17 protein-coding genes and 2 tRNA genes are annotated in these 22117 nt (G+C 65.7%); 9 read left to right on the forward strand and 10 right to left on the reverse strand.

Annotated elements, in window-relative coordinates; translation table 11 throughout:
• Positions 1 to 12 precede the first annotated feature (12 nt).
• Positions 13 to 2370 (forward strand): ATP-binding cassette domain-containing protein, encoded by a 2358-nt coding sequence (locus FB460_RS03645; RefSeq protein ID WP_142092723.1) that lies wholly within the window; start codon positions 13 to 15, stop codon positions 2368 to 2370.
• A 26-nt stretch (positions 2371 to 2396) separates the two neighbouring features.
• Here FB460_RS03645 and betT read toward each other — a convergent pair whose 3' ends face one another.
• The 9 genes from betT to FB460_RS03690 all read right to left on the reverse strand — a co-directional run bounded on the left by betT (position 2397) and on the right by FB460_RS03690 (position 12287).
• The gene (gene betT / locus FB460_RS03650) at positions 2397 to 4436 is read right to left on the reverse strand and encodes a choline BCCT transporter BetT (protein WP_142092724.1); all 2040 of its coding nucleotides are present in this window, start codon (positions 4434 to 4436) and stop codon (positions 2397 to 2399) included.
• A complete protein-coding gene (gene betA, locus FB460_RS03655; RefSeq protein WP_211345815.1) occupies positions 4433 to 6166 on the reverse strand; it encodes a choline dehydrogenase in 1734 nt (577 codons plus the stop codon). Before betA ends, betT begins: the two co-directional genes overlap by 4 nt.
• 52 nt (positions 6167 to 6218) lie before the next feature.
• Positions 6219 to 7712, reverse strand: a complete 1494-nt coding sequence (locus tag FB460_RS03660) for an aldehyde dehydrogenase family protein (protein ID WP_246044230.1) — start codon at positions 7710 to 7712, stop codon at positions 6219 to 6221.
• 136 nt (positions 7713 to 7848) lie between these two features.
• Positions 7849 to 8508, reverse strand: coding sequence for a DUF1707 SHOCT-like domain-containing protein (locus tag FB460_RS03665; RefSeq protein WP_142092727.1), 660 nt, complete (start codon positions 8506 to 8508; stop codon positions 7849 to 7851).
• A 29-nt stretch (positions 8509 to 8537) separates the two neighbouring features.
• Entirely contained in the window at positions 8538 to 9329 is a 792-nt protein-coding gene (locus tag FB460_RS03670; protein ID WP_142092728.1) for an ABC transporter ATP-binding protein, read from the reverse strand.
• A 1-nt stretch (position 9330) separates the two neighbouring features.
• Entirely contained in the window at positions 9331 to 10269 is a 939-nt protein-coding gene (locus FB460_RS03675; RefSeq protein WP_142092729.1) for an ABC transporter permease, read from the reverse strand.
• Between the two features lie 10 nt (positions 10270 to 10279).
• The gene (locus FB460_RS03680) at positions 10280 to 11287 is read right to left on the reverse strand and encodes an ABC transporter substrate-binding protein (protein WP_142092730.1); all 1008 of its coding nucleotides are present in this window, start codon (positions 11285 to 11287) and stop codon (positions 10280 to 10282) included.
• A gap of 108 nt (positions 11288 to 11395) precedes the next feature.
• Positions 11396 to 11471: transfer RNA gene (locus FB460_RS03685), tRNA-Pro, on the reverse strand.
• Between the two features lie 63 nt (positions 11472 to 11534).
• A complete protein-coding gene (locus tag FB460_RS03690) occupies positions 11535 to 12287 on the reverse strand; it encodes a class F sortase (protein WP_142092731.1) in 753 nt (250 codons plus the stop codon).
• Positions 12288 to 12488: 201 nt separating this feature from the next.
• Between FB460_RS03690 and FB460_RS03695 the strand changes: the two genes are divergently transcribed.
• From FB460_RS03695 to FB460_RS03705, 3 genes are all read left to right on the forward strand, one after another.
• A tRNA-Gly gene (locus tag FB460_RS03695) sits at positions 12489 to 12562 on the forward strand.
• Between the two features lie 91 nt (positions 12563 to 12653).
• Positions 12654 to 13568, forward strand: coding sequence for an aldo/keto reductase (locus tag FB460_RS03700; protein WP_246044231.1), 915 nt, complete (start codon positions 12654 to 12656; stop codon positions 13566 to 13568).
• Positions 13561 to 14364 (forward strand): hypothetical protein, encoded by an 804-nt coding sequence (locus FB460_RS03705; RefSeq protein ID WP_142092732.1) that lies wholly within the window; start codon positions 13561 to 13563, stop codon positions 14362 to 14364. The genes FB460_RS03700 and FB460_RS03705 overlap by 8 nt, the downstream gene beginning before the upstream one ends.
• Here FB460_RS03705 and FB460_RS03710 read toward each other — a convergent pair.
• The gene (locus FB460_RS03710) at positions 14357 to 15670 is read right to left on the reverse strand and encodes a hypothetical protein (RefSeq protein ID WP_142092733.1); all 1314 of its coding nucleotides are present in this window, start codon (positions 15668 to 15670) and stop codon (positions 14357 to 14359) included. The two genes, FB460_RS03705 and FB460_RS03710, sit on opposite strands and share 8 nt — an antisense overlap.
• A gap of 38 nt (positions 15671 to 15708) precedes the next feature.
• Between FB460_RS03710 and FB460_RS03715 the strand changes: the two genes are divergently transcribed.
• The 5 genes from FB460_RS03715 (at position 15709) to FB460_RS03735 (ending at position 22115) form a co-directional block, all read left to right on the forward strand.
• The gene (locus FB460_RS03715; RefSeq protein ID WP_142092734.1) at positions 15709 to 16476 is read left to right on the forward strand and encodes a hypothetical protein; all 768 of its coding nucleotides are present in this window, start codon (positions 15709 to 15711) and stop codon (positions 16474 to 16476) included.
• 30 nt (positions 16477 to 16506) lie between these two features.
• On the forward strand, positions 16507 to 17511 hold the full coding sequence (locus tag FB460_RS03720; RefSeq protein WP_142092735.1) for a glycosyltransferase family 4 protein: 1005 nt from the start codon (positions 16507 to 16509) through the stop codon (positions 17509 to 17511).
• Positions 17512 to 17516: 5 nt separating this feature from the next.
• Positions 17517 to 18161, forward strand: a complete 645-nt coding sequence (locus tag FB460_RS03725) for a mycothiol-dependent nitroreductase Rv2466c family protein (protein ID WP_142092736.1) — start codon at positions 17517 to 17519, stop codon at positions 18159 to 18161.
• Between the two features lie 186 nt (positions 18162 to 18347).
• Positions 18348 to 20978 (forward strand): aminopeptidase N, encoded by a 2631-nt coding sequence (gene pepN, locus FB460_RS03730; protein WP_142092737.1) that lies wholly within the window; start codon positions 18348 to 18350, stop codon positions 20976 to 20978.
• A 3-nt stretch (positions 20979 to 20981) separates the two neighbouring features.
• Entirely contained in the window at positions 20982 to 22115 is a 1134-nt protein-coding gene (locus tag FB460_RS03735) for a Nif3-like dinuclear metal center hexameric protein (RefSeq protein WP_142092738.1), read from the forward strand.
• Positions 22116 to 22117: the final 2 nt, after the last annotated feature.

Here is a 22117-nt window from a genome sequence, read left to right on the forward strand (position 1 = left end):
TACGCTTGAGAAATGCACCCTGCTGATGGCCATGACATGATCCGTGTGATCGGAGCCCGCACCAACAACCTCCACGAGGTGTCGGTGGATATCCCCAAGCGGCGTCTCACCGTGTTCACCGGCGTCTCCGGTTCGGGCAAGAGCTCTTTGGTGTTCGGCACGATCGCGGCGGAGTCACAGCGTCTGATAAACGAGACCTACAGCGCGTTCGTCCAAGGGTTCATGCCGACGCTGGCGCGCCCCGACGTCGACCTCCTCGAGGGTTTCACCACCGCCATCGTGGTGGATCAGGAACGTCTCGTCGCCAATCCCCGTTCCACGGTCGGCACCATCACCGACGCCAGCACGATGCTGCGGATCCTGTTCAGCCGCCTCGGTCAACCCCACATCGGCACTCAGCAGGCATTTTCGTTCAACGTGGCCTCGGTCTCGGGTACCGGCGCGGTGAAATACGAGAAGGATGGCCGCACCGTCAAGGAGCGTCGGGAATTCAGCGTCACCGGCGGTATGTGCCCTCGCTGCGAGGGTATGGGCCGGGTACAGGACATCGATCTGGACGAGCTCTACGACGCCTCGCTCTCCCTCAACGACGGTGCGCTGAAGGTCCCCGGCTATTCCATGGAGGGGTGGCACGGCCGCATCTTTCGGGGCTGTGGCTTCTTCGACGCCGACAAGCCCATCGCGAAGTTCACCACGCGCGAGCTCGAGGCCCTCCTGCACGCCGAGCCCACCAAGATCAAGATCGACGGCATCAATCTCACCTACCAGGGGTTGATCCCGCAGATCGAGAAGTCGATGCTCAACAAGGATGTCGAGGCCATGCAGCCCCACATCCGACGTTTTGTGGAGCGAGCAGTGCGATTCGGCACCTGCCCCGAGTGTGAAGGAACCCGGCTCAACGAGCTGGCTCGCTCCAGCCGGATCGATGGGCTCAACATCGCCGAGGTCTCCGCGCTCCAGATCGATGAGGCCGCTCAGTGGCTCCGCGGCGTCGACGCCAGCGCGGTGGGCCCACTGGCCCAGGGATTGCAGGACACGCTGGACTCCTTCGTCCAGATCGGGTTGGGCTATCTGAGCCTCGACCGTCCCACCGGGACGCTCTCCGGAGGCGAAGCGCAACGCACCAAGATGATCCGGCATCTGGGGTCGTCGCTCACCGACGTCACCTACGTGTTCGACGAGCCCTCGATCGGGCTGCATCCCCATGACATCGCCCGCATGAACGAGCTACTGCTCCAGCTGCGAGACAAGGGCAACACCGTGCTGGTGGTGGAGCACAAACCCGAGACCATCGGCATCGCCGATCACGTGATCGATATCGGCCCCGGGGCCGGCTCCGACGGCGGGAGGGTCGTGTTCACCGGAGACGTCGCAGATCTGCATCGGGCCGACACGACCACCGGACGACATCTCACGCACCGCGCACGCCTCAAGGACAGCGTCCGCCCGTGGTCAGATTCCCTTCAGATCCGCAGCGCGAACCAGCACAATCTGAAGGACATCGATGTGGACATCCCGATGGGTGTCCTGGTCGTCATCACCGGTGTGGCCGGCTCGGGCAAGAGCACCCTGATCCACGGATCGCTGTCATCACGCGATGACGTGGTGGCCATCGACCAGAGCGCCATCAAGGGATCGCGACGCTCCAACCCGGCCACCTACACCGGGCTGCTCGACCCCATCCGCAAGGCGTTCGCGAAGGCCAACGGCGTCAAGCCCGGAATGTTCTCCCCCAATTCCGACGGTGCCTGCCCCACCTGCAAGGGGGCCGGTGTGATCTACACCGATCTGGCCACGATGGCCGGCGTCGAAACGATCTGTGAGGACTGCGAGGGCCAACGGTTCGGAGCCGAGGTGCTCGGGTACGAGCTCGGCGGCAGGAACATCAGCGAGGTTCTCTCCATGTCCGTCACCGAAGCACTCGAGTTCCACTCCGAGGGTCCAGGACGTGTCCCGGCTGCCCAGAAGATCCTGACCCGACTCTTCGATGTCGGTCTCGGGTATCTGAAGATCGGCCAGCCACTCACCACCTTGTCAGGTGGCGAACGCCAACGGTTGAAGCTGGCGGCGCAGATGGGCGACAAGAGTGACGTCTATGTTCTGGACGAGCCGACCAATGGACTACATCTGGCCGATATCGATCAGATGCTCACCATGCTCGACGGGCTCGTGGAACAGGGGAAGTCGGTGATCGTCATCGAGCATCATCAGGCCGTCATGGCCCACGCCGACTGGATCATCGACCTCGGGCCGGGCGCCGGCCACGATGGTGGCCAGGTGGTGTTCACCGGAACCCCGACCGACCTCGTTGCCGACGCCTCGACCCTGACGGGTCAACACCTCGCCGCCTACGTGGCGGCGAGGTGTTGAGGCCCTGAACGGTCTCACACGACCGGTTATTCGCTGTACTCGCTCACCGTGCGCTGGGTCGCCTGGTAACGCTCGTAGGCGTCGAGAACGTCATTGCAGATCTGGTCCCCGGTATACGGAATCACGTCATACGGTTCCAGACCGGCCAGATCCACCTCGACCCGCGTCACCATGTCGTCGGCCTCGATGACGCCCGCACCGTAGGACGGCGCCGGGACACGACGCAATCGCACCTGGTACCGGAACGGCGTTTCCTCGCCGACCAGCAACGTCACCGTGCGGGCGACCCGCGTCTCCTCCGGGTCGTCGTCGCGCTCGAGCACCACGTGCACCCCGGCCTGGTCGAACTCGCTGCGTACCGCCTCGAGGGCCGGAACCACGACCTCGTCCAGATGCTTGGTGGCCTGCTTGGTGGTGACGACGCCGAACATCATGCCGAGGCGGTTGCGCCACGAATCAGTGCCGACGCCGCTGCGCGCCACCAGCCCGGAGGTCAGCGACGCACTACGCGCATAGCTGAGGACCCGTTCGGCCTCCAGGGACTTGGCCAGACCGATCATCACCAGGATCATGACGAACGCGAACGGCAACCCCATCACGATGGTGGCGTTCTGCAGCGCGGCGATCCCGTCGACGGCCAGCATCGCCACCGTCAACAGTCCGGTGACCACGGCCCAGAGCACACGCAGATACCAGCGGGCGTCCACATCACTGCCCGGCAGGGAGCTGGACAGGTTGGCCATCACCAAGGCACCGGAGTCGGCGCTGGTCACGTAGAACAACAGGCCCACGAACGTGGCCAGCCCCACGAGGAAGAACGCACCCGGGTACTGCTGCAGCAGTCCATAGAATCCCAGTTCGGGGGTGTTGACCGCCGTTTCGGCGAACTCCTGGTCACCTCTGTTGCGAATGAGGTCGAGCGCAGCATTGCCGAAGATCGAGATCCACATGACGATGTAGATGAACGGGATCGTCAGTGTCCCCAGCACGAACTGACCGATGGTGCGTCCCTTCGAGATGCGGGCCAGGAACATGCCGACGAACGATGCCCAGGCGATCCACCAGGCCCAGAAGAACAGCGTCCAGGCGTTCATCCAATCAGCCGGATGGTCGAAGGCCATCGTGTCGAGGGTCATCCCTGGGAACATGGCCACGAAATCACCGATGTTCATGGTGATGGCCCGCATGAGGAACGCGGTCTCCCCAGTCACCAGGATCCAGCCCGAGAGCAGGACGCCGAGCAGCACGTTCATCTGCGAGAGGATGCGGATCCCCCGGTCGACGCCCGACAGGGCAGAAACCGTCGCCATACCCACCGCGAGCACGACCAGACCGATCTGTGCCGGCTGACCCTGCTCGATCCCGAAGAGGATGTCGAGACCGACGTTGAGCATGACCACACCGATACCCAGCGAGGTCGCCACACCGAAGATGGTGCCGATCACCGTGGCGATGTCGACCGCGTCGCCGATCGCGCCTTTGACGCGCTTGCCGAACAGCGGGTACAACGCCGACCGCACGGCCAGGGGCAGGCCCTTGCGATGCGCGTAATAACCCAGGGCGATCCCCATGAGGGTGTACATGCCCCACCCGGTGATGCCGTAGTGGAACAGTGTCCACACCGTGGCCTGCTCGGCCGCGATCAACGATTCGGGCTCCACCTGAGGCGGTGCCATGTAGTTGGCCACTGGCTCGCTGACGGCGAAGAACATCACATCGGTGCCGATGCCGGCAGCAAAGAGCATGGCCGCCCACGAGAACGTCGAGAACTCCGGCCGGTCGGAGGGCTTGCCCAATCGCACCGTCTTGTAGCGGATCCCGATGATGATGGAGAACAACAGCACCACCGTGGCGAGGGCGATGTAGAACCACCCGAACCACTCGGAGAAGAACCCCACGACGGCCCCCAACGTGTCGTAGGCATGTTCGGAGGCCACAAGGCCCCAGATCGCCACGATCAGGGTGACGCTCAGTGAGACCAGCAGAACCGCCCACTTGGTGCGCGGGATCCCGGGCTTGTCGGTGGTTTCGTCGACAGCGACCTCCTGGGTCGCGCCGACGCTCACGCCCGTGCCTCGTTGGCGCTGGGGATATCAGTGGTGGCGTCCCACGCATTGTTGCGCGGATCGCCCTCGGGATACAGGGGCATGCCCTGCTTGGCCCGGTACACCGGGGGGTTCTCCGGAGCGAGCGGGGTGTCTCCTGCGATGAGGTCGGCGGCCTTCTCGGCCACCATCATCACAGGGGCGTAGATGTTGCCGTTGGAGATGCTCGGGAACACCGATGCGTCCACCACACGGAGCCCTTCGGTGCCGTGCACCCGCATGTTCGACGGGTCGACCACCGACATCTCACCGGTGCCCATGGCCGCGGTGCACGAGGGGTGCAGCGCGGTCTCGGCGTCACGCGCGACCCAATCGAGGATCTCCTCGTCGGTCTGCACCGCCGGCCCGGGCGACAGTTCACCGCCATCGAACGGCGCGAACGCGGGCTGGGAGAGGATGTGGCGGGCAGCGCGCACGACCTCAACCCATTCCTTGCGGTCGTTCTCGGTGGAGAGGTAGTTGAACCGGATGGCGGGATGCTCGAACGGATCGTTGCTGCGGATGGTCACATCACCGCGCACATCGGTGTTCATCGGGCCGATATGCACCTGGTACCCGTGCTTGATCTTGTCCCCCGAGCCGTCATAGCGCACGGCGATCGGCAGGAAGTGGAACATGAGGTTGGGGTACTCCACCTCGTCGTTGGTGCGAATGAATCCGCCTGCCTCGAAGTGGTTGGAGGCACCCACGCCCTTGCCGCGGAACAACCAATCGGCACCGATCACAGGCGCAAGCCAGTAGTTGAGCCACGGGCCGATCGAGACGGGCTGCGCGGCCTCATGCTGCAGGTACACCTCCAAGTGGTCCTGCAGGTTCTGACCGACACCGGGCAGCTCGATGGTCGGCTTCACACCGGCTGCACGGAGGGTCTCGGGGTCTCCGATGCCGGCGAGCTGCAGCAGCTGCGGAGAGTTGAAGGCGCCGCCACACAGGATGACTTCGCCTGCTTCGACACCGCGCACGCCACGTCCGGGCTGCTTGTAGTTCACGCCCACGACGCGATTGCCGCGCATCTCCAGGCCGGTGACCATCGCGAGCGTGCGCACATGCAGGTTCTTACGGCCGCGGATCGGCTTCAGATAGGCGCGCGAAGCACTCCAGCGTCGCGACTGCTTGACGTTCCGGTCGAACGGCGCGAAACCCTCCTGCCGGTATCCATTCACATCATCGGTCCGGGGGTAACCGGCCTGACCCGTGGCCTCGAGGAAAGCTTGGAACAGCGGCGTCGACGCTGGGCCGCGCTCGAGCCACAACGGACCTGCACCACCACGCCAGGCGTCGGCACCCTCGGTGCAGGTCTCCATGCGCTTGAAATACGGGAGGCAGTGGGCGTAGTCCCACTGCTCCATGCCCTCGTTCTCGCGAGCCCACTTGTCATAGTCACCCGCGTTGCCACGCTGAAAGATCATGCCGTTGATCGAGCTGGAACCTCCCAGCACCTTGCCGCGGGCATGCGCGATGCGGCGTCCACCCATATGGGGCTCCGGCTCGGACTCGTAAGCCCAGTCGTACAGCGGATTTCCGCTGGGGAACATGAGTGCGGCAGGCATGTGGACGAGAGGGTCGAAGGCCCAGTCCGAGCGACCGGCCTCGAGCACCAGGACGCTGGTTCCCGGATCCGTGGACAGTCGGTTGGCCAGGACCGAACCGGCCGAGCCTCCTCCGACGATGACATAGTCGTAGCGTTCCATTGTTCTCCTCATTTCGGGCGCGAGTCGGCTCGCGCTGCGATCCGGCGTGTGGTCAGTTGTCGGCGAACCATCCGGCGCGGGCTGGACGGGTGTTGTGCCAGATGTGCTTGGTCTCCTGATATTCGTGCAGACCGGCGAGGCCGAGCTCACGTCCGATGCCCGACTGCTTCATGCCGCCCCACTCGGCTCCGGCGACATAGGGATGGAAGTCGTTGATCCACACGGTTCCGTGGCGCAGGCGCCCGGCCATGCGTTCGGCACGCCCGGCGTTCTCGGTCCACACCGCTCCGGCCAGGCCATAGATGGTGTCGTTGGCGATGGCGATGGCGGCGTCCTCGGCCTCGTCCCGATCGGCACCCGAGAAGGTCTCCACGGTCAGGACCGGGCCGAAGGACTCGTCCTGCACACACCCCATCGAGCTGGTACAGCCATCGAGGATCGTGGGCAGGTAGTAGTGTCCGGCGGCCAGGGCCTCATCATCGGGACGCGCGCCGCCGACACGGAGCTGCGCCCCTTCGGCCACGGCATCGGCCACATACTTCTCGATCTTCTCGCGGTGCTGGGCGCTGATGAGCGGTCCGGTCTCGGCATCATCGTCGAAGGGGCCACCAAGACGGATCTTTCCGGCCCGACGCACGAGTTCGTCGACGACCTGGTCGTGGATCGACTCCTCCACGATCAGGCGTGAACCTGCCGAGCAGACCTGCCCCGAATCGAGGAAGATCGCGGTGAGGGCGTTGTCGATGGCCGCGTCCAGGTCGGCGTCGGCGAAGATGATGTTCGGGTTCTTTCCACCAAGCTCCAGCGCCACACGCTTCACCGTGGGGGCGGCTGCGGCCATGATGCGGCGGCCGGTCTGCAGCCCACCGGTGAACGAGACCAGGTCGACATCCGCATGCGTGGTGAGGGTCTCCCCCACTCCGGCGCCGGTGCCCAACACGAGGTTGGCCACACCCGCGGGAAGGCCGACGCGCTCGAGGGCGTCCATGAGCCAGATCGCCGTCGACGGGGTGAGTTCGCTCGGCTTGAGCACGAAGGTGTTCCCGGCGGCCAGGGCCGGTGCGATCTTCCAAGAGGTCTGCAGCAGCGGGAAGTTCCACGGGGTGATGAGCGAGCAGACGCCCACCGGCTCGGTCACCACACGGGAGGACACGTCGGCGACACCCGGGTCGATGATGCGTCCACCCTCGGCTGCGGCGAGGTTTGCGAAGTGGCGGATGACGCTGAGCACGTCACCCATGTCGATCCGTGCCTCGACGAGGCGCTTTCCGGTGTCCTTGGCCTCGAGGATCGCGACATCCTCGTGCTCCTTGGCCAGGAGGTCACCCAACCGGTGCAGGAGGGCTCCCCGTTCCGGGCCGGGCACCGAGGACCAGCGGTGATCATCGAATGCGCGACGTGCTGCGGCGATGGCCGCGGTGGCGTCCGCCTCACCGCCTTCGGGAACGGTGACGACGAGTTCGCCATCGGCGGGGCACAGGATGTCCCTGGTGTTGCCCGACTGCGCGTCGGCCCAACTTCCGTCGATGTACATACGAGGGTTCACGGGCGCTCCTGATTCTTCACCGGTGCCCATCGGCAGCGGCGTCGGCTTCTAGACGGCCCAACGACATTAACGCACATGCTGTCGACGGTGACGGGCACCGGTGCCCCTCCCCCTCGCAAGGGTTTCCGGCGCAGGATCAGCGCAGGTCGAAGGCGCGTCCGGCGCCTGTGGCCGGTGGTGTCCGACGCGAGAGGCGGACATCGTGGCCCGCCATCAGGCTGAAGCCCTTCAGCACGACCGTGCCGTTGGAGCCGTCTCCACGGGCGGCCTTCTTGACGTCATTGCCGGCCATGATGTTGGTGGTCTTGTCGATCACCCGGACCCCCTCGGGGACCCAGATGTCGTGACCGCCCCACATGCTGTAAAGATCGAGCGTGATCTCGACTCCGGGCCCCATCACGTCGGTGAGGTCGATGTCGTCACCGCCCATCAGACAGAACGTGCGCACCTCGGGAGTCCCGGGCGGAACGATGACATCACGCCCCGACATGAGCGCCAGCCCCATCTGCGGCTCACCCATTCCCGGCGACGTGGTCGCCGGAGCCCCCGAAGGAATGTAGGGCTGGATCTCCTTGCCGCTGCGCACCTCGAGATCGGTGTGCAGGGCCTGCCCCTCGGGCAGATCGCCCACCAGAAGCGGAAGTTCATCGACATACGTGGCCCGCCGGGCGGCTGTGCGTCGGTTCTCGAACTCGTGGGCGTCGAGCCGACCGCAGTCGTGGGCCGCCGACAGGACATCGACCACCGAGTCCCGGTCGCCATTGGAGGCCCGCAGTCGCGAGGGCTGTGCGTTCATGCGGCGAAGTCTAACCGGCTGACACCGCGTCACTGCAGGAGTGTGCGGTCATCGAGCTGTGCCCCCTTGATACGGCTGAACTCGGCCAACAGGTCGTCCACGGACATCGCCTGCTTCTCCTCGTGCCCGATGTCGAGAATGACCTCGCCCTCGTGCATCATTATCAACCGCGTGCCCACCTGCAGTGCCTGGGCCATGTTGTGGGTGACCATCAGCGTGGTCAGGTTCTGCTCGGCGACGACCTTCTCGGTCAGCCGCGTGACCAGATCGGCACGCTGTGGGTCCAGGGCAGCGGTGTGCTCATCCAGCAGCAGGATCTTGGGATGCGAGAAAGTGGCCATCAACAGGGACAACGCCTGACGCTGGCCGCCCGACAACAATCCCGCCTTCGCGGTGAGCCGATCCTCCAGCCCCAGCTCAAGCTTGGTGAGCTCCTCGGCGAAGAACTCCTTCTTGTCCTTGGTCACTCCCCTGCCGAGCCCACGGGTGTGGCCACGCTTGTACGCGAGCGCCATGTTCTGCTCGATGGTCAGATCCGGGCTCGTCCCCGCCATTGGGTTCTGGAACACCCGGCCGACGACCTTGGCCCGCACATGGTCACGCTGCTTGGTCACCTCGGCGTCATCGATCCAGATACGCCCCTCGTCCGGTGCCACCTTTCCCGCAATGGCGTTGAGCATCGTCGACTTGCCCGCACCATTGGAGCCGATGACCGTGACGAACTCGCCATGGTCGAGGTACAGATCGATGCCCCGAAGCGCTCGGCGTTCATTGACAGTGTTGGGGAAAAAGGTCTTGTGGACCCCGTCTACGTGGAGCATGTCACCGTCCTGACGCCGAGTCGCCGGCAGCTGATCGGGTGGTGGGGTTGGCCGCGGGTGTCGATGAGGCCCGGACCCGGCGTCGACGCGACCTGCGGAACACACCCCACTGCGGAACCAACAGGGCGATGACCACCAGAATCGCCGAAATCAGTTTCATGTCGTTCGGCGTCAGCCCCACCTGGAGCGCGATCTGGATGGCGGCACGGTAGATGACCGCGCCGATGACGACCGCTCCGGTGGCGACGAAGGTGGTGCGCGTGCCGAAGATCGCCTGACCGACGATGACCGAGGCGAGACCGACAAGGATGAGGCCCACGCCCATGCCGATATCGGCGAACCCCTGATACTGCGCGACCAAGGAACCGCACAGCGCCACGAGTCCGTTGGAAAGAACCAGCCCCACCATCTTCATCCGGTCGGTGGAGACGCCGAAGCTGCGGATCATCTCCTCGTTGTCGCCGGTCGCCTGGAGAGCGAGACCGACGTCGGTGGCGAGAAACCAATCGATGATCACCTTGATCACGACCACCATGATCACAAGCACCCCGATCAGCAGAGGGCCTCGACTGATGCCCATGACCCGCAGTGCCTGGAACATCGTGTCCTCACCCAGGAGGGAGACATTCGCCTGCCCCAGGATCCGCAGGTTGATGGAATAGAGGCCGATCATCGTCAGGATGCCGGCGAGGAGCCCGTTGATGTTGCCCTTGGTGTGAAGCAACCCGGTGACCAGCCCGGCGACGCTTCCAGCCAGGAAAGCCGCAACCATCGCCAACGGCGCCGGCGTCCCTCCGACGATGAGGACCGCCGCGGTGGCGGCCCCCGTGGTGAAGGAGCCGTCGACCGTCAGATCGGGAAGGTCGAGGACGCGGAAGGTGAGATAGACGCCGAGCGCCATCACCGCATAGATGAGTCCGAGTTCTACCGCAATGAGCATGATGCGGGGATCAGTTCCCGGATTCCTCGGCGTCTTCGGCCGTCACCTTCTCGGCCTCGTCGAGGAGGTCCTTCGGGATCTCCACGCCCAGGCTCTTTGCTGCGTCCTCGTTGACGATCAGCTCGAGGCCATCATCAGAGGCCTTCTCGACCGGAACGCTGGCGGGATCCAGATCCTCCTGGAGGATGCGCAGCGCCATTTCGCCGGCCTGTTTGCCATGTCCGTAGTAATCGATGCCCTTCGTGATGACGGTACCTCGCTCAACGGAGTCACGGTCGGCGGAGATGACCGGGATCTGCTTCTCCTGGGCGAACCCGATGACCGATTCCAGGCCCGAGACCACAGTGTTGTCGGTGGGCACGTAGATGGCATCGACGCCGTCGAGAGCGGTCACGCCCTGCTGAACCTCGGCGGTGTTGGTGATCGTCGATTCCTTGATCTCCAGGCCGAGACCCGGGGCCGCTGCCTTCGCGGCCTCCACCTGGACCACCGAGTTGGCCTCACCGGAGGAGTAGACGATGCCCACGGTCCTGGCGTCGGGAGCAACCTCCTTGACCAGTGCCAACTGATCCTCGACCGGGTTCAGGTCCGAGACACCGGTGACGTTCATACCGGAGGTCTCCCATGACTCGACCAGACCGGCATCCACCGGGTCGGTCACCGCCATGAACACCACGGGACGGTCCTGGACGGCCTGAGCAACGGCCTGAGCGCTCGGGGTGGCGATCCCCGCGACCATGTCATGACCACTGGAGGCGAAGCCACCTGCGATGCCGGTGTTCGTTCCGCTGTCCGCCTCGGCGTTCTGCTCATCCCATTCCACCTGGACACCGGCCTCCTCGAAGGCGTCCTTGAACCCCTCACGGGTGCGATCCAAGGAGGGGTGGGTCACGTACTGTGCAATGCCGATGCTGTAACCCTCTTCGCCACCACTGCCTCCGGCGTCACCACCGCACCCGGACAGGAACAGTGCTGCAGCCGAAACGGCGGCGAGGGTCGACAAGGAACGAATGTTCATGGAGGCGCCTTTCACGCTGCGATCACACCCTTGTGGCCACGTCTCCCGGCGATTCCGGAAGACGTGGGCCGCACGCTAGCACGCACCCACCCGGTCGCGGGAGGGTTGTGGTCGGGGCGACAGGACTCGAACCTGCGATCTTCTGCTCCCAAAGCAGACGCGCTAGCCACTACGCTACGCCCCGGTGACTTCGTGGAGTCTAGCCGAAGAATGCACGGTGCCGTAACTCGTGGGACACCAAGAATGATCAGACCATCTTGGCGTACCAGATGACGCGGCTGTCCCAGTCCTCCCGATCCCAATTGAAGTCGTCACACACGACGATCGCGACGTTGGGCTCGCCGTCCTTGGCGTGCAGACGCACCGCTTCGGGGTCCTCCTCGTCGAATTCGTCCATCCAGACCTTCACTTCGTCGTAGACGTCGTAACAGGCGACCTTCCCGTCACCGTCGGTGACCTTGAGCGTGGCGCCGTTCTCGAGGTCATCGAGGAGCCGGTTCCCCAAGGCTCCGCCGTGGCGGTAGGTGTGGATGGAGAGCATGGTGACGCCCTCCTTCGAGCCGGGCGCAGGACTTCCGTTGAACCATGCCGTGCCCTGCAGGTCATCCAGAGGTGGGGATCCGGGATTACCGTCCTCGTCATAGGAGACCGACATCATGTGTGAGGTGACGCCCAGATCCTCGATCTGGAGCTCGGTGGGCTTGAAGCCCTCGGTGGCGGTGGTGCACCTGTTCGGATCCGCCTCCGGAGTGGGTGTCGACGGCGGTGAAGGACTGCCCGGTGCCGCAGGGGCGGACGGCGTCAACTCCACCGGGGTGTGCGTCGAGGTCGTCGGCTGGGCGACGGTGTTCTTTCGCTGGGTGAACCAGAATGCGCCGCCGCCGATCAGGGCCAGCGCGATCAGGCTGGCGATGACGATGATCAGGCTCTTCTTCGGCCCCGCGGGCTTCGGCCCCCCAGCCACTCGGCGGCCGACCCCGCCGCCTTGATCTTCACTCATGCTGTCCCCTCACCAGACGTGAACATCTCCAGACGCGACATCTCCAGACGCGACATCTCGGACAGAATAGATGCCAGCGGCGCACCAGACCAGAAAAAGCTGCGGCCGCACATGAACATCCGGTGAACCCGCCAAGTTCTGCGTACTGGCGGCAAGATTTGCGTGCTGGTGGGAGGGGTCGGGTAGTGTGTCTCACCACATGCGGATGTAGCTCAATGGTAGAGCCTCAGTCTTCCAAACTGATTACGCGGGTTCGATTCCCGTCATCCGCTCCAGTACGTCGCCCCGGCGACCCCTCCGTTGGTTCAGCGGTGCCCCTCTGCTGGTAGCGGTAACCCATCTGCTGATAGCGGTAACGTTGACGCCATGTGTGCCACCGAACCGATGCCCACCCGCCGTTTGGGACCGTTCGAGGTTTCCGCGATCGGGTTGGGGGCGATGCCCCTGTCGATGGGCCGAGACCCCCAGCCCACACAAGAGCAGGCGATCGCGACGATCAATGCGGCACTCGATGCGGGGGTCACCTTCATCGACACCGCCGACATCTATGCCCCTTCCCACACCGAGATGGGCCACAACGAACGTCTCGTCGCCGCCGCGCTGGCGCAGCGTCAGAAGTCCGGCCCACCCGTGGTCGTGGGCACCAAGGGTGGCATCACTCGCTCGACAGCCCGCGGTTGGGGCCGCAACGGCAGCATCGAGTATCTGCGACGCGCCTGCGAGGCCTCGTGCGAAGCATTGGGCGTCGACCACATCGACCTGTATCAATGGCATCGTCCCGATCATCACCGCGCCTGGGTCGAGGGCATCGAGGCTCTGGCGACGCTGCACCAGGAGGGGCTGATCACCGCAGTCGGCATCTCGAATGCCAGCTCCGAGCAGATCGAGCTCGCCATCGACATGCTCGGAACCAGATCCTCGGGTGGCCTCGCCAGCGTCCAGAACGAGTTCTCCCCGGCCCACCCCTGGTCGCGACATGAGCTGGAGCTGTGCGCCGAACATCAGGTGGCCTTCCTTCCTTGGTCGCCGCTGGGCGGGATCCGACGCGCGGGAGGTGTGGATCAACATGCACCTGTACTGACGGAGATCGCTGCGGCTCACCGCGTCTCACCGCAGCAGGTGACGTTGGCCTGGGAGCTCGCCCTGGGTGATCACGTGATCCCCATCCCCGGAGCAGGACGTCCAGCTTCGATCATCGACTCTGCCGCAGCCGCCACTCTCCGCCTCACCAAGGCCGAGGTCGACGCCCTTGACGAGGCCATCGGAGGCCACCGTGCGTGAGTCTCCCGCCGCCCCGGTCACCCTCGCCGGGGTGCTCCTGGCTGTCGCCGTCCTCGCCAGCACCGGAATCTTCGGCGGCACTCCGATCTGGTCGCCCGACAGCTACCGGGCGATCGAGGCGTTGCTCTCCACCGCGGCGATCGCATCGGCGATCTGGGTGGTCATCCTGGCCGGGATCGCCGGTCTGATCGTCTGGTTGTGGACCTCCCGCGGACGATCCAGCAATCGGGCCCGCTCGGTGGAGTGGACGCTGACCGCCGCCATCGGGCTCGATGCACTGTGGTTCGTTTTCAGCGTCGCGGGGTGGGTCTGGCCGGCCGCCATCACCCTGGCCACGTTGTTCGTGGTCCTGATCGTGGTCAACCGTCAACTCGATGCCGCCCCGCCCCGCGACATCGTGGAGAAGATCGTCCTCGATGGAACATGCGGGCTGCATCTGGGGTGGATCGCGATGGCGTTCACAGCGGCCATCGCACAGGCGATCGTCCACAGTGGCACGCGTGCTGGTGGTCTCGGCAACACCATCGTCGCCGTGGTGCTCCTGGCCGGTGTGGTCGGTCTCGCCCGGCTCGCCATCCCACGCGTCCGTTTCTTCGAGAGCGTTCTCATCGGCATTCTGTGGGGACTGGTCTGGCTCGCCGTCGCACGGCTCTCCGGTGAGCTGATCTCGGTCCCGGTGGCGATCTCTGCATTCATCGCGGCGGCCGCGATCATCGTGCTGTGGATGGTCCGTGACCGCGATGTCCCACGCCGCTCCCGCCGACCAGGCACCAGTCGCGCGCAGCGGCTCAGCTGATCGAGAGCCACACCAGCGCCGCAACCCGTGTCGGCGGTGGTTCGTCATGGCACCGCGCGAGCACGAGTCGCCGCAACGGCTCGGGGTCCGGCACGCCCGGGCGCCCGAGGTGACGCGCCAGGGACGCCACTGCCACCCAGCGCGCGATCTCGGCCAGTCCCCAGCCCCACGGCTGCATGGGCCACGCGCCCATCACCGGGCCGAGTCCTGCCATGAGCTCCAACCATGGCATGTCCGGTGCGCTGAGCAGCATGCGGTCGGCGAGCTCCACGTCCGATGCATTGTCGGTCACCGGTGGCAGCGTCGGCACCCGCCTGCCCATCGCAAGCTCGTGGAGCGTCGCGATCCCGTGACCGAAACCGGGTGCCAGGCAGGCCTCTTCTCCGGGGCCACCGAGAAGTCGTCGCAGTCCCGGTTCGTCGTCGCCGATGCGCAGTCTGGGGCGGATGTCCCCCACCGGTCGCCCCGCCTGCACCAGCAGCATGGCTTCGGCCGGGGCGAGGTCCGCACGCTCGTCCAGACCGGGACACAGATCCTGGGCGAGTGACTCCGCCCTCGGCGCTCCGAAGATCTCGACGATGCCAATACGCGTCGCCTCCACCACCTCGACGCGCCGCACTCCCGGTGCTGCAGGAAGCTCCCAACCCTGCTCCGAACTCGTCGCGTTCACCACAACGAGGTCGGCGTCACAGATCACCACCGGATCGTCGGCGTCGAGGTCGGTCCGCGGCCACCACGTCGGCAGTGGAGGTGGTGACGTGGGGTCGGCCCAATCGAATTTCCAGGTGGTCACCGAGGTGCCGCCGGGCTCGACCCGCATTCGCGTCGCGGCACCGGGCCCCACGGCGCCCGCCACCAGCATCCCCTGCAGGATCTCGGCCCCGGGCGTCGAACCGGCCACCCGACAGGATGCGTGCCCCCCGGCGGCGTGGATCCCGAGTTGGGCGTCCGGCCCCCGTCCGGCCTCCCACCGGAGTCGCGCTTCGGTCGGTTCGGAACCGCTGTTGCGCACCATCACCCGCATCTGCCATGTGCGATCGAAGGTGTGCCGCACCCGGACTCGAAGATCTGTTCCGGGCACATCCCACCGCTGCTCGACCTCATCGGCGTCGACCTCACAACGCACATCGGCGCGGAGCCTGGTCGCATTTCCGGTGGCGCCGGTGACCAGTGGGGCGAACCGTGTCAGCCATGTCTGCCCGCTCCCGGCCGGACTCAGCCGCACCAGATCACCGGTCGCATCGAATTCGAGGTGCATCGCCGACGCGCCGGATGCGTCCCAGGTGATCACATGATGGCGATTCATTCCCGTGAGGGTACGCCGCCGGACCTTAGGCTTTGAGCATGGCCCCTCACGAGTTCTCCACGTGCACCCGACGGACTCTTCTGACAGCCGCGCTGGCAGCGCCCATCATGGGTCTCGCGGCATGTTCGAAGGAGCCGCCGGAGCCGGAGTGTGGCGACCTCACGGCTCTTCCGGCCGTCGAACAGGTGGGTGGGGCATTGCTCGTCTCCGAGGCGAGCGGCCGCCCGGGCCCGGTCCCCATGGCACAGGGATTCGCCGACCAGCTGGGCGCATGGGTCGATCACTGGGCCGAGATCGTCACAGGTGTCAACCAACTGTGGTTGTGGCCGCCAGCCCCCAGCAGCGACGGCTCCTGCACGTGGAGCGCCGCCGGACGCGGCGTCGAACTGACGCGGCTCCGGGCCGGACGCGAGCTGGTGGCGGACCTGCGTATCCCCCTCCATGAACTCGAAGGTGACGACGCGACCGCACGATGGCGTCTGGTGGCGGGCCTCAACCGCTATTTCGCGAATGTGGACACCCGGGCACCCCGCGGTCTCGCGGTCAACGACCAATGGCCGTTGGATCCCCCGGACGAACAGACCACCGGCCCCTTCACCACCTTCCGCAGGAACAACATCCACCAGGTCCGATGCGCGCAGGCTCTCGCCGCCGTGATGTGGCAGCGCCCCGTGTCCATCGACGGATCATGGGGTGATGAGACCGCAGGAGCGTTGAAGGAGATCCTCACAGAACTCGATCTCCCCACCGATCTGACCAGACCCGAAGCGTGGCAGGGGCTTCTCCAACACGCTGAGCAGCCCTGATCGGAGCCCAAGGACGTACGCTGTCTCAGGATGAGGATTGATCTGGCCGCCGACCACGACGCCATGGGTGGATCGGAGATGATGATGCTGCTCGCTGCGCAGGCGTGCGTGGAGCTCGGGCACGACGCAACGGTGTGGGTGCCCACCGAGACTGGCGAGGTGGCCCGCGAGGCCGATCGTCGTGGTCTGACGGTGCGCGGCGTCGGAGCCCGCGGAAATGCCTCGTACATGCGGCGGCTCCGCGCCGGAACAGCCCGCAGTGACGCGGATGTGCTGTGGTGTCACGGTCTGCGTCCGAGCTTTGCGACGGCGGGGCTCCCCCGCCGCATCGCGCATGTGTATCAACGGCCGCGCCCCCTGCAACGGCCGGCGCTCAAGCGTGCACTCCGCGGCGCCGACGCCGTGGTGGTGCCATCCCACAGCATGGCCGATATCGCCCCGAACACCCATGTGCTGTGGAACTGGTGCGAGCCGATCGACGCTCCCGAGACCGTCCACGAGGGGCCGTTGAGCGTCGGATATCTGGGACGGTTGTCGATGGAGAAGGGGCTCGGGGTCCTCACCGACGCCCTTGCCGAGCTTCCCGACACCGAACTGGTGCTCGCCGGAACCCCTCGGTTCGTGATCTCCTCCGAGCGACGCATCATCGAACAAGCTCTGGACCGTGTGGCCGACCGCACCGACCGACTCGGTTGGGTGACCGCGAGTGAATTGTTCGATCGCATCGACGTCCTCGCAGTACCGCCGGTGTGGCAGGAGCCGTTCGGCCAATCGGTGATCGAGGCGATGTCGGCCGGTGTGCCGCTGATCGTCAGCGATGCTGGTGCTCTCGGAGAGGTGACCGGGGACGACTATCCCCTGTGTGTGGCAGCTGGCGACGCCCGGTCCCTCGCCGCCGCGATCCAAGCGGTGGCCGCCCTGACACATGAACAGCTACAAGGGTTGACGCGACGCCTTCACCACCGCTGGGAGAAGCATTTCTCGCCCGACGCCGGACGCCGTCGTGTCGCAGCACTGCTGGACCAACTAACCTGACCGGTATGACTGAAACGAACGTGACCGAAGCCACGGACGACAGCCCCCGCACAGTCGATTTCTGGTTCGACCCCCTGTGTCCGTGGGCGTGGATGACCTCTCGTTGGATGCTCGAGGTCGAGAAGGTCCGTCCCGTCACGACGGTGTTCCACGTCATGAGCCTCGCGGTGCTCAACGAAGGACGTGAGGATCTCCCCGAGGACTACAAGAAGCGCGTGGACTCCGCCTTCGGCCCGGTTCGTGTCGCCATCGCCGTCGAACAGCATCACGGCCCGCAGGCCCTGCGGGAGTTCTACACAGCGATCGGCACGCGCGTCCACCCCGGTGGCGAGGAGGTCACCGACCCCACCACGATCTCGGCTGCCCTCGCCGATGCAGGTCTTCCCGCCGAACTCGTCGAGGCCGCAGACGACACCTCGCTCGATGATGCGGTACGTGCGTCCCACCATGAGGGCATGGATCCTGTCGGGCAGGACGTGGGCACCCCGGTGATCCGCATCAACGGCAAGTCGCTGTTCGGCCCCGTGCTCTCCCCCGCGCCGAAGGGTGAACAGGCCGGTCGCCTGTTCGATGGTTTCGCGCTGGTCACCGAGTACGACGGATTCTTCGAGCTCAAGCGATCACGCACCGTGGGCCCGGACTTCGACTGATCCACCCTGGGCGTCGTTTGCGGGCAGGACGACACCGCCACTAACCTCAGAGGACTGGCGCCACGCCCGTAAAGCCGACACGCCGCGTGGTTCCGACCTCATGCGTGACACCCGTGCTCGACGCGTCGTCCACCCAGAGTCGTCGAACGAGAGCCGTCGAACCGGACACCGAACGAAGGGAATGCCGTGCCCGCTGCGAACCTGACCCGTGCCGAGGCCTCGGCACGTGCCGAGCTGATCTCCACCACCTCGTACGACATCGTGGTGGACCTCACCGGCCGCGACTCCACCCGGTCTCCCTTGGCCACCCCGGATGAGAACTTCGTCACCACCAGCACGGTGCGTTTCACCTCGCGGGCCGGCGTCACGCACATCGATGCGATCGCCGACGAGATCCTGGATGCGTCCCTCGACGGTGAGCCTCTCGACATCACGACCTTCGCCGAATCACGGCTTCCGCTGCAGCTCAGTGAGGGCGAACACGAACTCGTCGTGACCGGTCTTTTCCGGTTCTCCCGCAGCGGTCAGGGCCTGCACCGATTCGTGGATCCCGCCGACGGACGCATCTACACCTACACCCAGTTCGAGCATGCCGACGCTCGTCGCGTCTTTGCGAACTTCGAGCAGCCCGACCTCAAGGCGACCTTCCAGTTCACGGTGCTGGCCCCAGCCGACTGGTCGGTCACTTCCAATGCCGCCGGCGTCGATCCCACACCGTTGGCGGACCTCGAGGGGTACGCCCGATGGGAGTTCGCCCCCACCAAACCGATCTCCACGTACATCACAGCGATCGTCGCCGGCCACTATGTGCGGGTCCCCGGCGAGCTCACCAGCAGTGCGGGCAAGATTCCGGCATCGCTGCTCGCTCGCGAATCACTCATCGAGCACCTCGACACCGACCGCGTCTTCGCCACCACACAGGCTGGCTTCGACGTGTTCGAGGAGGCCTTCGGCGTCCCCTACCCGTTCGAGACCTACGATCAGGCCTTCGTGCCCGAATACAACATGGGCGCGATGGAGAACGCCGGTTGCGTCACCTTTCGCGATGACCTCGTGTTCCGCTCGCGTGCGACACGGGCACAGTACGAATCCCGGGACAACACGATCCTCCACGAGCTCGCCCACATGTGGTTCGGCGATCTGGTGACGATGCGCTGGTGGGACGACCTGTGGCTGAAGGAGTCCTTCGCCGAGTGGGCCTCCCATCATGCGCAGTCGGAGACCGACGAGGACCCCGCTCACGCGTGGGCCGCGTTCGGCAATGCCCGCAAGACCTGGGCCTATCGGGCCGACCAGTTGCCCTCGACCCATCCGATCGCCGCCGATATGAACGACCTCGAGGCCGTCGGCCTCAACTACGACGGCATCACCTACGCCAAGGGTGCCTCCGTGCTGCGTCAACTCGTGGCGTTCGTCGGACAGGATGCATTCCTCGCCGGAGCCAAGGAGTATTTCTCCCGTCATGCGTGGGGCAACACCGAGCTGTCCGATCTGCTCGACGTGCTCACCGAAGCATCCGGACGTGAACTCACAACCTGGGCCCAGCAGTGGATCCAGACCGCGGGGGTCAACCAGCTCCGGGCGGTCTTCGAGACCGATGACGAGGGCACATTCACCTCCTTCACCATCCAGCAGGGAGCCCTCGCTGCGTATCCGACGCTGCGGCAGCACCGCCTCGGTATCGGCCTGTGGGACCGCACCGAGGTCGACGGACGCGAGGTGCTGCGTCGTCGTGACCTCATCGAGGTGGACATCGCCGGGCCGGAGACGCCGATCGAGGTGCTGGTTGGCGAGCGTCGCCCCGATCTGCTCATTCTCAACGACGGCGACCTCACCTACGCCAAGATCCGGCTCGACCCCGTCTCACTCGAGACCGCGCTGCGGGGCATCACCGACATCGACAACGAGCTGACCCGCACCATCGTGTGGGGCGCAGCATGGGACATGTGCCGTGACGGTGAGCTTCCGGTGTCCGACTACGTTGACATGGTGCTGCGTGGCGCGGGGTCGGAATCCGATATCACCGGCGTATCGCGCGTGCTCGGGCAGGCCGCCGTAGCGATCGATCGCTTCACCGAAGGTGACCTGCAGACGCAACTGCTGGACCGGTGGACCGCCGGCCTCGCACGACTGCTCCGTGGCGCGTTGGCCAGCGGTGACCATCAGTTGGCGTTCGCCAAGGCCCTGGCCGACAGTGTCCACGGCGATCAGAGTGCCGAACTGGTGCGCGGCTGGCTCGACGACGAGGAGGTCCCTCTCGGGCTCGAGGTGGACACCGAACTTCGGTGGCACCTGGTGATCGCGCTGGCCCGTCGCGGCTATGCCGACCGAGCCCTGATCGACGCCGAACTTCAGCGTGACAACACGATCACCGGGGCTGAGCGCGCCACGGCAGCGATCTCGGCCCTGCCACAGAGCGACACGAAATCCGAGACCTGGCAGCTGGTCTCGAACACTCCCGATGTGGCCAACGCGACCCACCGCAGCGCCTGCATCGAGTTCTGGCAGCCGGGGCAGGAAGATCTCCTCGCGCCGTTCGAAGACAAATACTTGACGCTGGTCGAACAGATCTCCGAAGGGGCCGGGGCATGGGAGCACATGGGGCGCTTCCTCGCCCAGGCCGCTGTCACACATCTGTTCCCGACCACGAAGAGTTTCGTGGCGAAGCTCGACGCATGGCGCAAGGATTTCACCCCGGTCGAGTTCGTGGACCGGATCCTGCTCGAATGCCGCGATGACGCCCAGCGTGCCGCCCATGTGCGCGCCCGAAACGCCGAGTTCGCGAGCCAGGCCGAAGCGAACCTTCAGGAGGGCTGATCCATGGCACGATTCGGTGACCTGACCACGTGGATGGACGAGCGCTACCCGCCACGACTCGCCGAATCATGGGACCGCGTCGGTGTGGTCTGCGGTGCGCCCGAAGACCCTGTCGACCGGGTGCTCCTGACCGTCGATGTGACGCCCGCGGTGGTGGATGAGGCCATCGCCACCGGGGCGCAGGCCATCATCGCCCACCACCCGCTGCTGCTGCGAGGGGTGCACGGTGTGGACCCACGCACACCCAAGGGGCTCATGGTGCACCGGTTGATCCGTGCCGGCATCGGACTGATCTGTGCACACACCAACGGTGATTCAGCCCTCGGTGGCGTCGCAGAAGCGATGGCCCGCGTCATCGGTCTGGAACGGACCACTCCCCTGGTTCCCGGTGCCGGAGCCGACCTGGATCAACTCGTGGCCTTCGTCCCCACCGATCACGTGACTCCGGTCGTCGATGCCCTGGCTGCCGCCGGCGCTGGCGCGATCGGTGATTACGACCGTTGCCACTTCCGCCATGGCGGCACGGGAAGCTTCCGTCCGCTGGACGGCGCCGATCCGTACATCGGCTCGGTCGGTGCGGTGGAAGAGGTCGCGGAGGAACGCGTCGAGATGGTGCTTCCCCGTGCCCGTCGCGCAGCCGTGCTCGCAGCCCTCAAGCAGGCGCACCCCTATGAGGAGCCCGCATATCACGTTCTGGAGTTGGCACCCGAGCCTGCGGAGACCGGGCTGGGCCGCGTGGGGCGTCTGGTGGAGTCGATCAGCGCTGCGGAATTCTGCGACCACCTGTCCCGCGTCCTGCCGAAGACCGTGACCGGCATCCGGCTCGCCGGGGATCCGGAGCGTCGGATCCGCGTCGTGGCCCTGCTGCCGGGCGCTGGTGATTCCCTACTGGACACCACACGTCGCACCCGCCACGAAGGAGAACCCGTCGACGCCTACGTGACCAGCGACCTGCGTCATCATCCGGCCGACGAATTCACCCAGCAGGAGAACGCCCCCGTCCTCATCGACGTGGCCCACTGGGCCGCGGAGAGCACGTGGCTGCCGGAGCTGGCCGAGCAGTTGAATGACAACGGTCCGGACCTCGAGACCATCGTCTCGAATGTCCGGACCGATCCGTGGACAGCGCGGTTCTGAAC

It is taken from the genome of Propioniferax innocua (assembly GCF_006716235.1).
GTDB classification, from domain to species: domain Bacteria; phylum Actinomycetota; class Actinomycetes; order Propionibacteriales; family Propionibacteriaceae; genus Propioniferax; species Propioniferax innocua.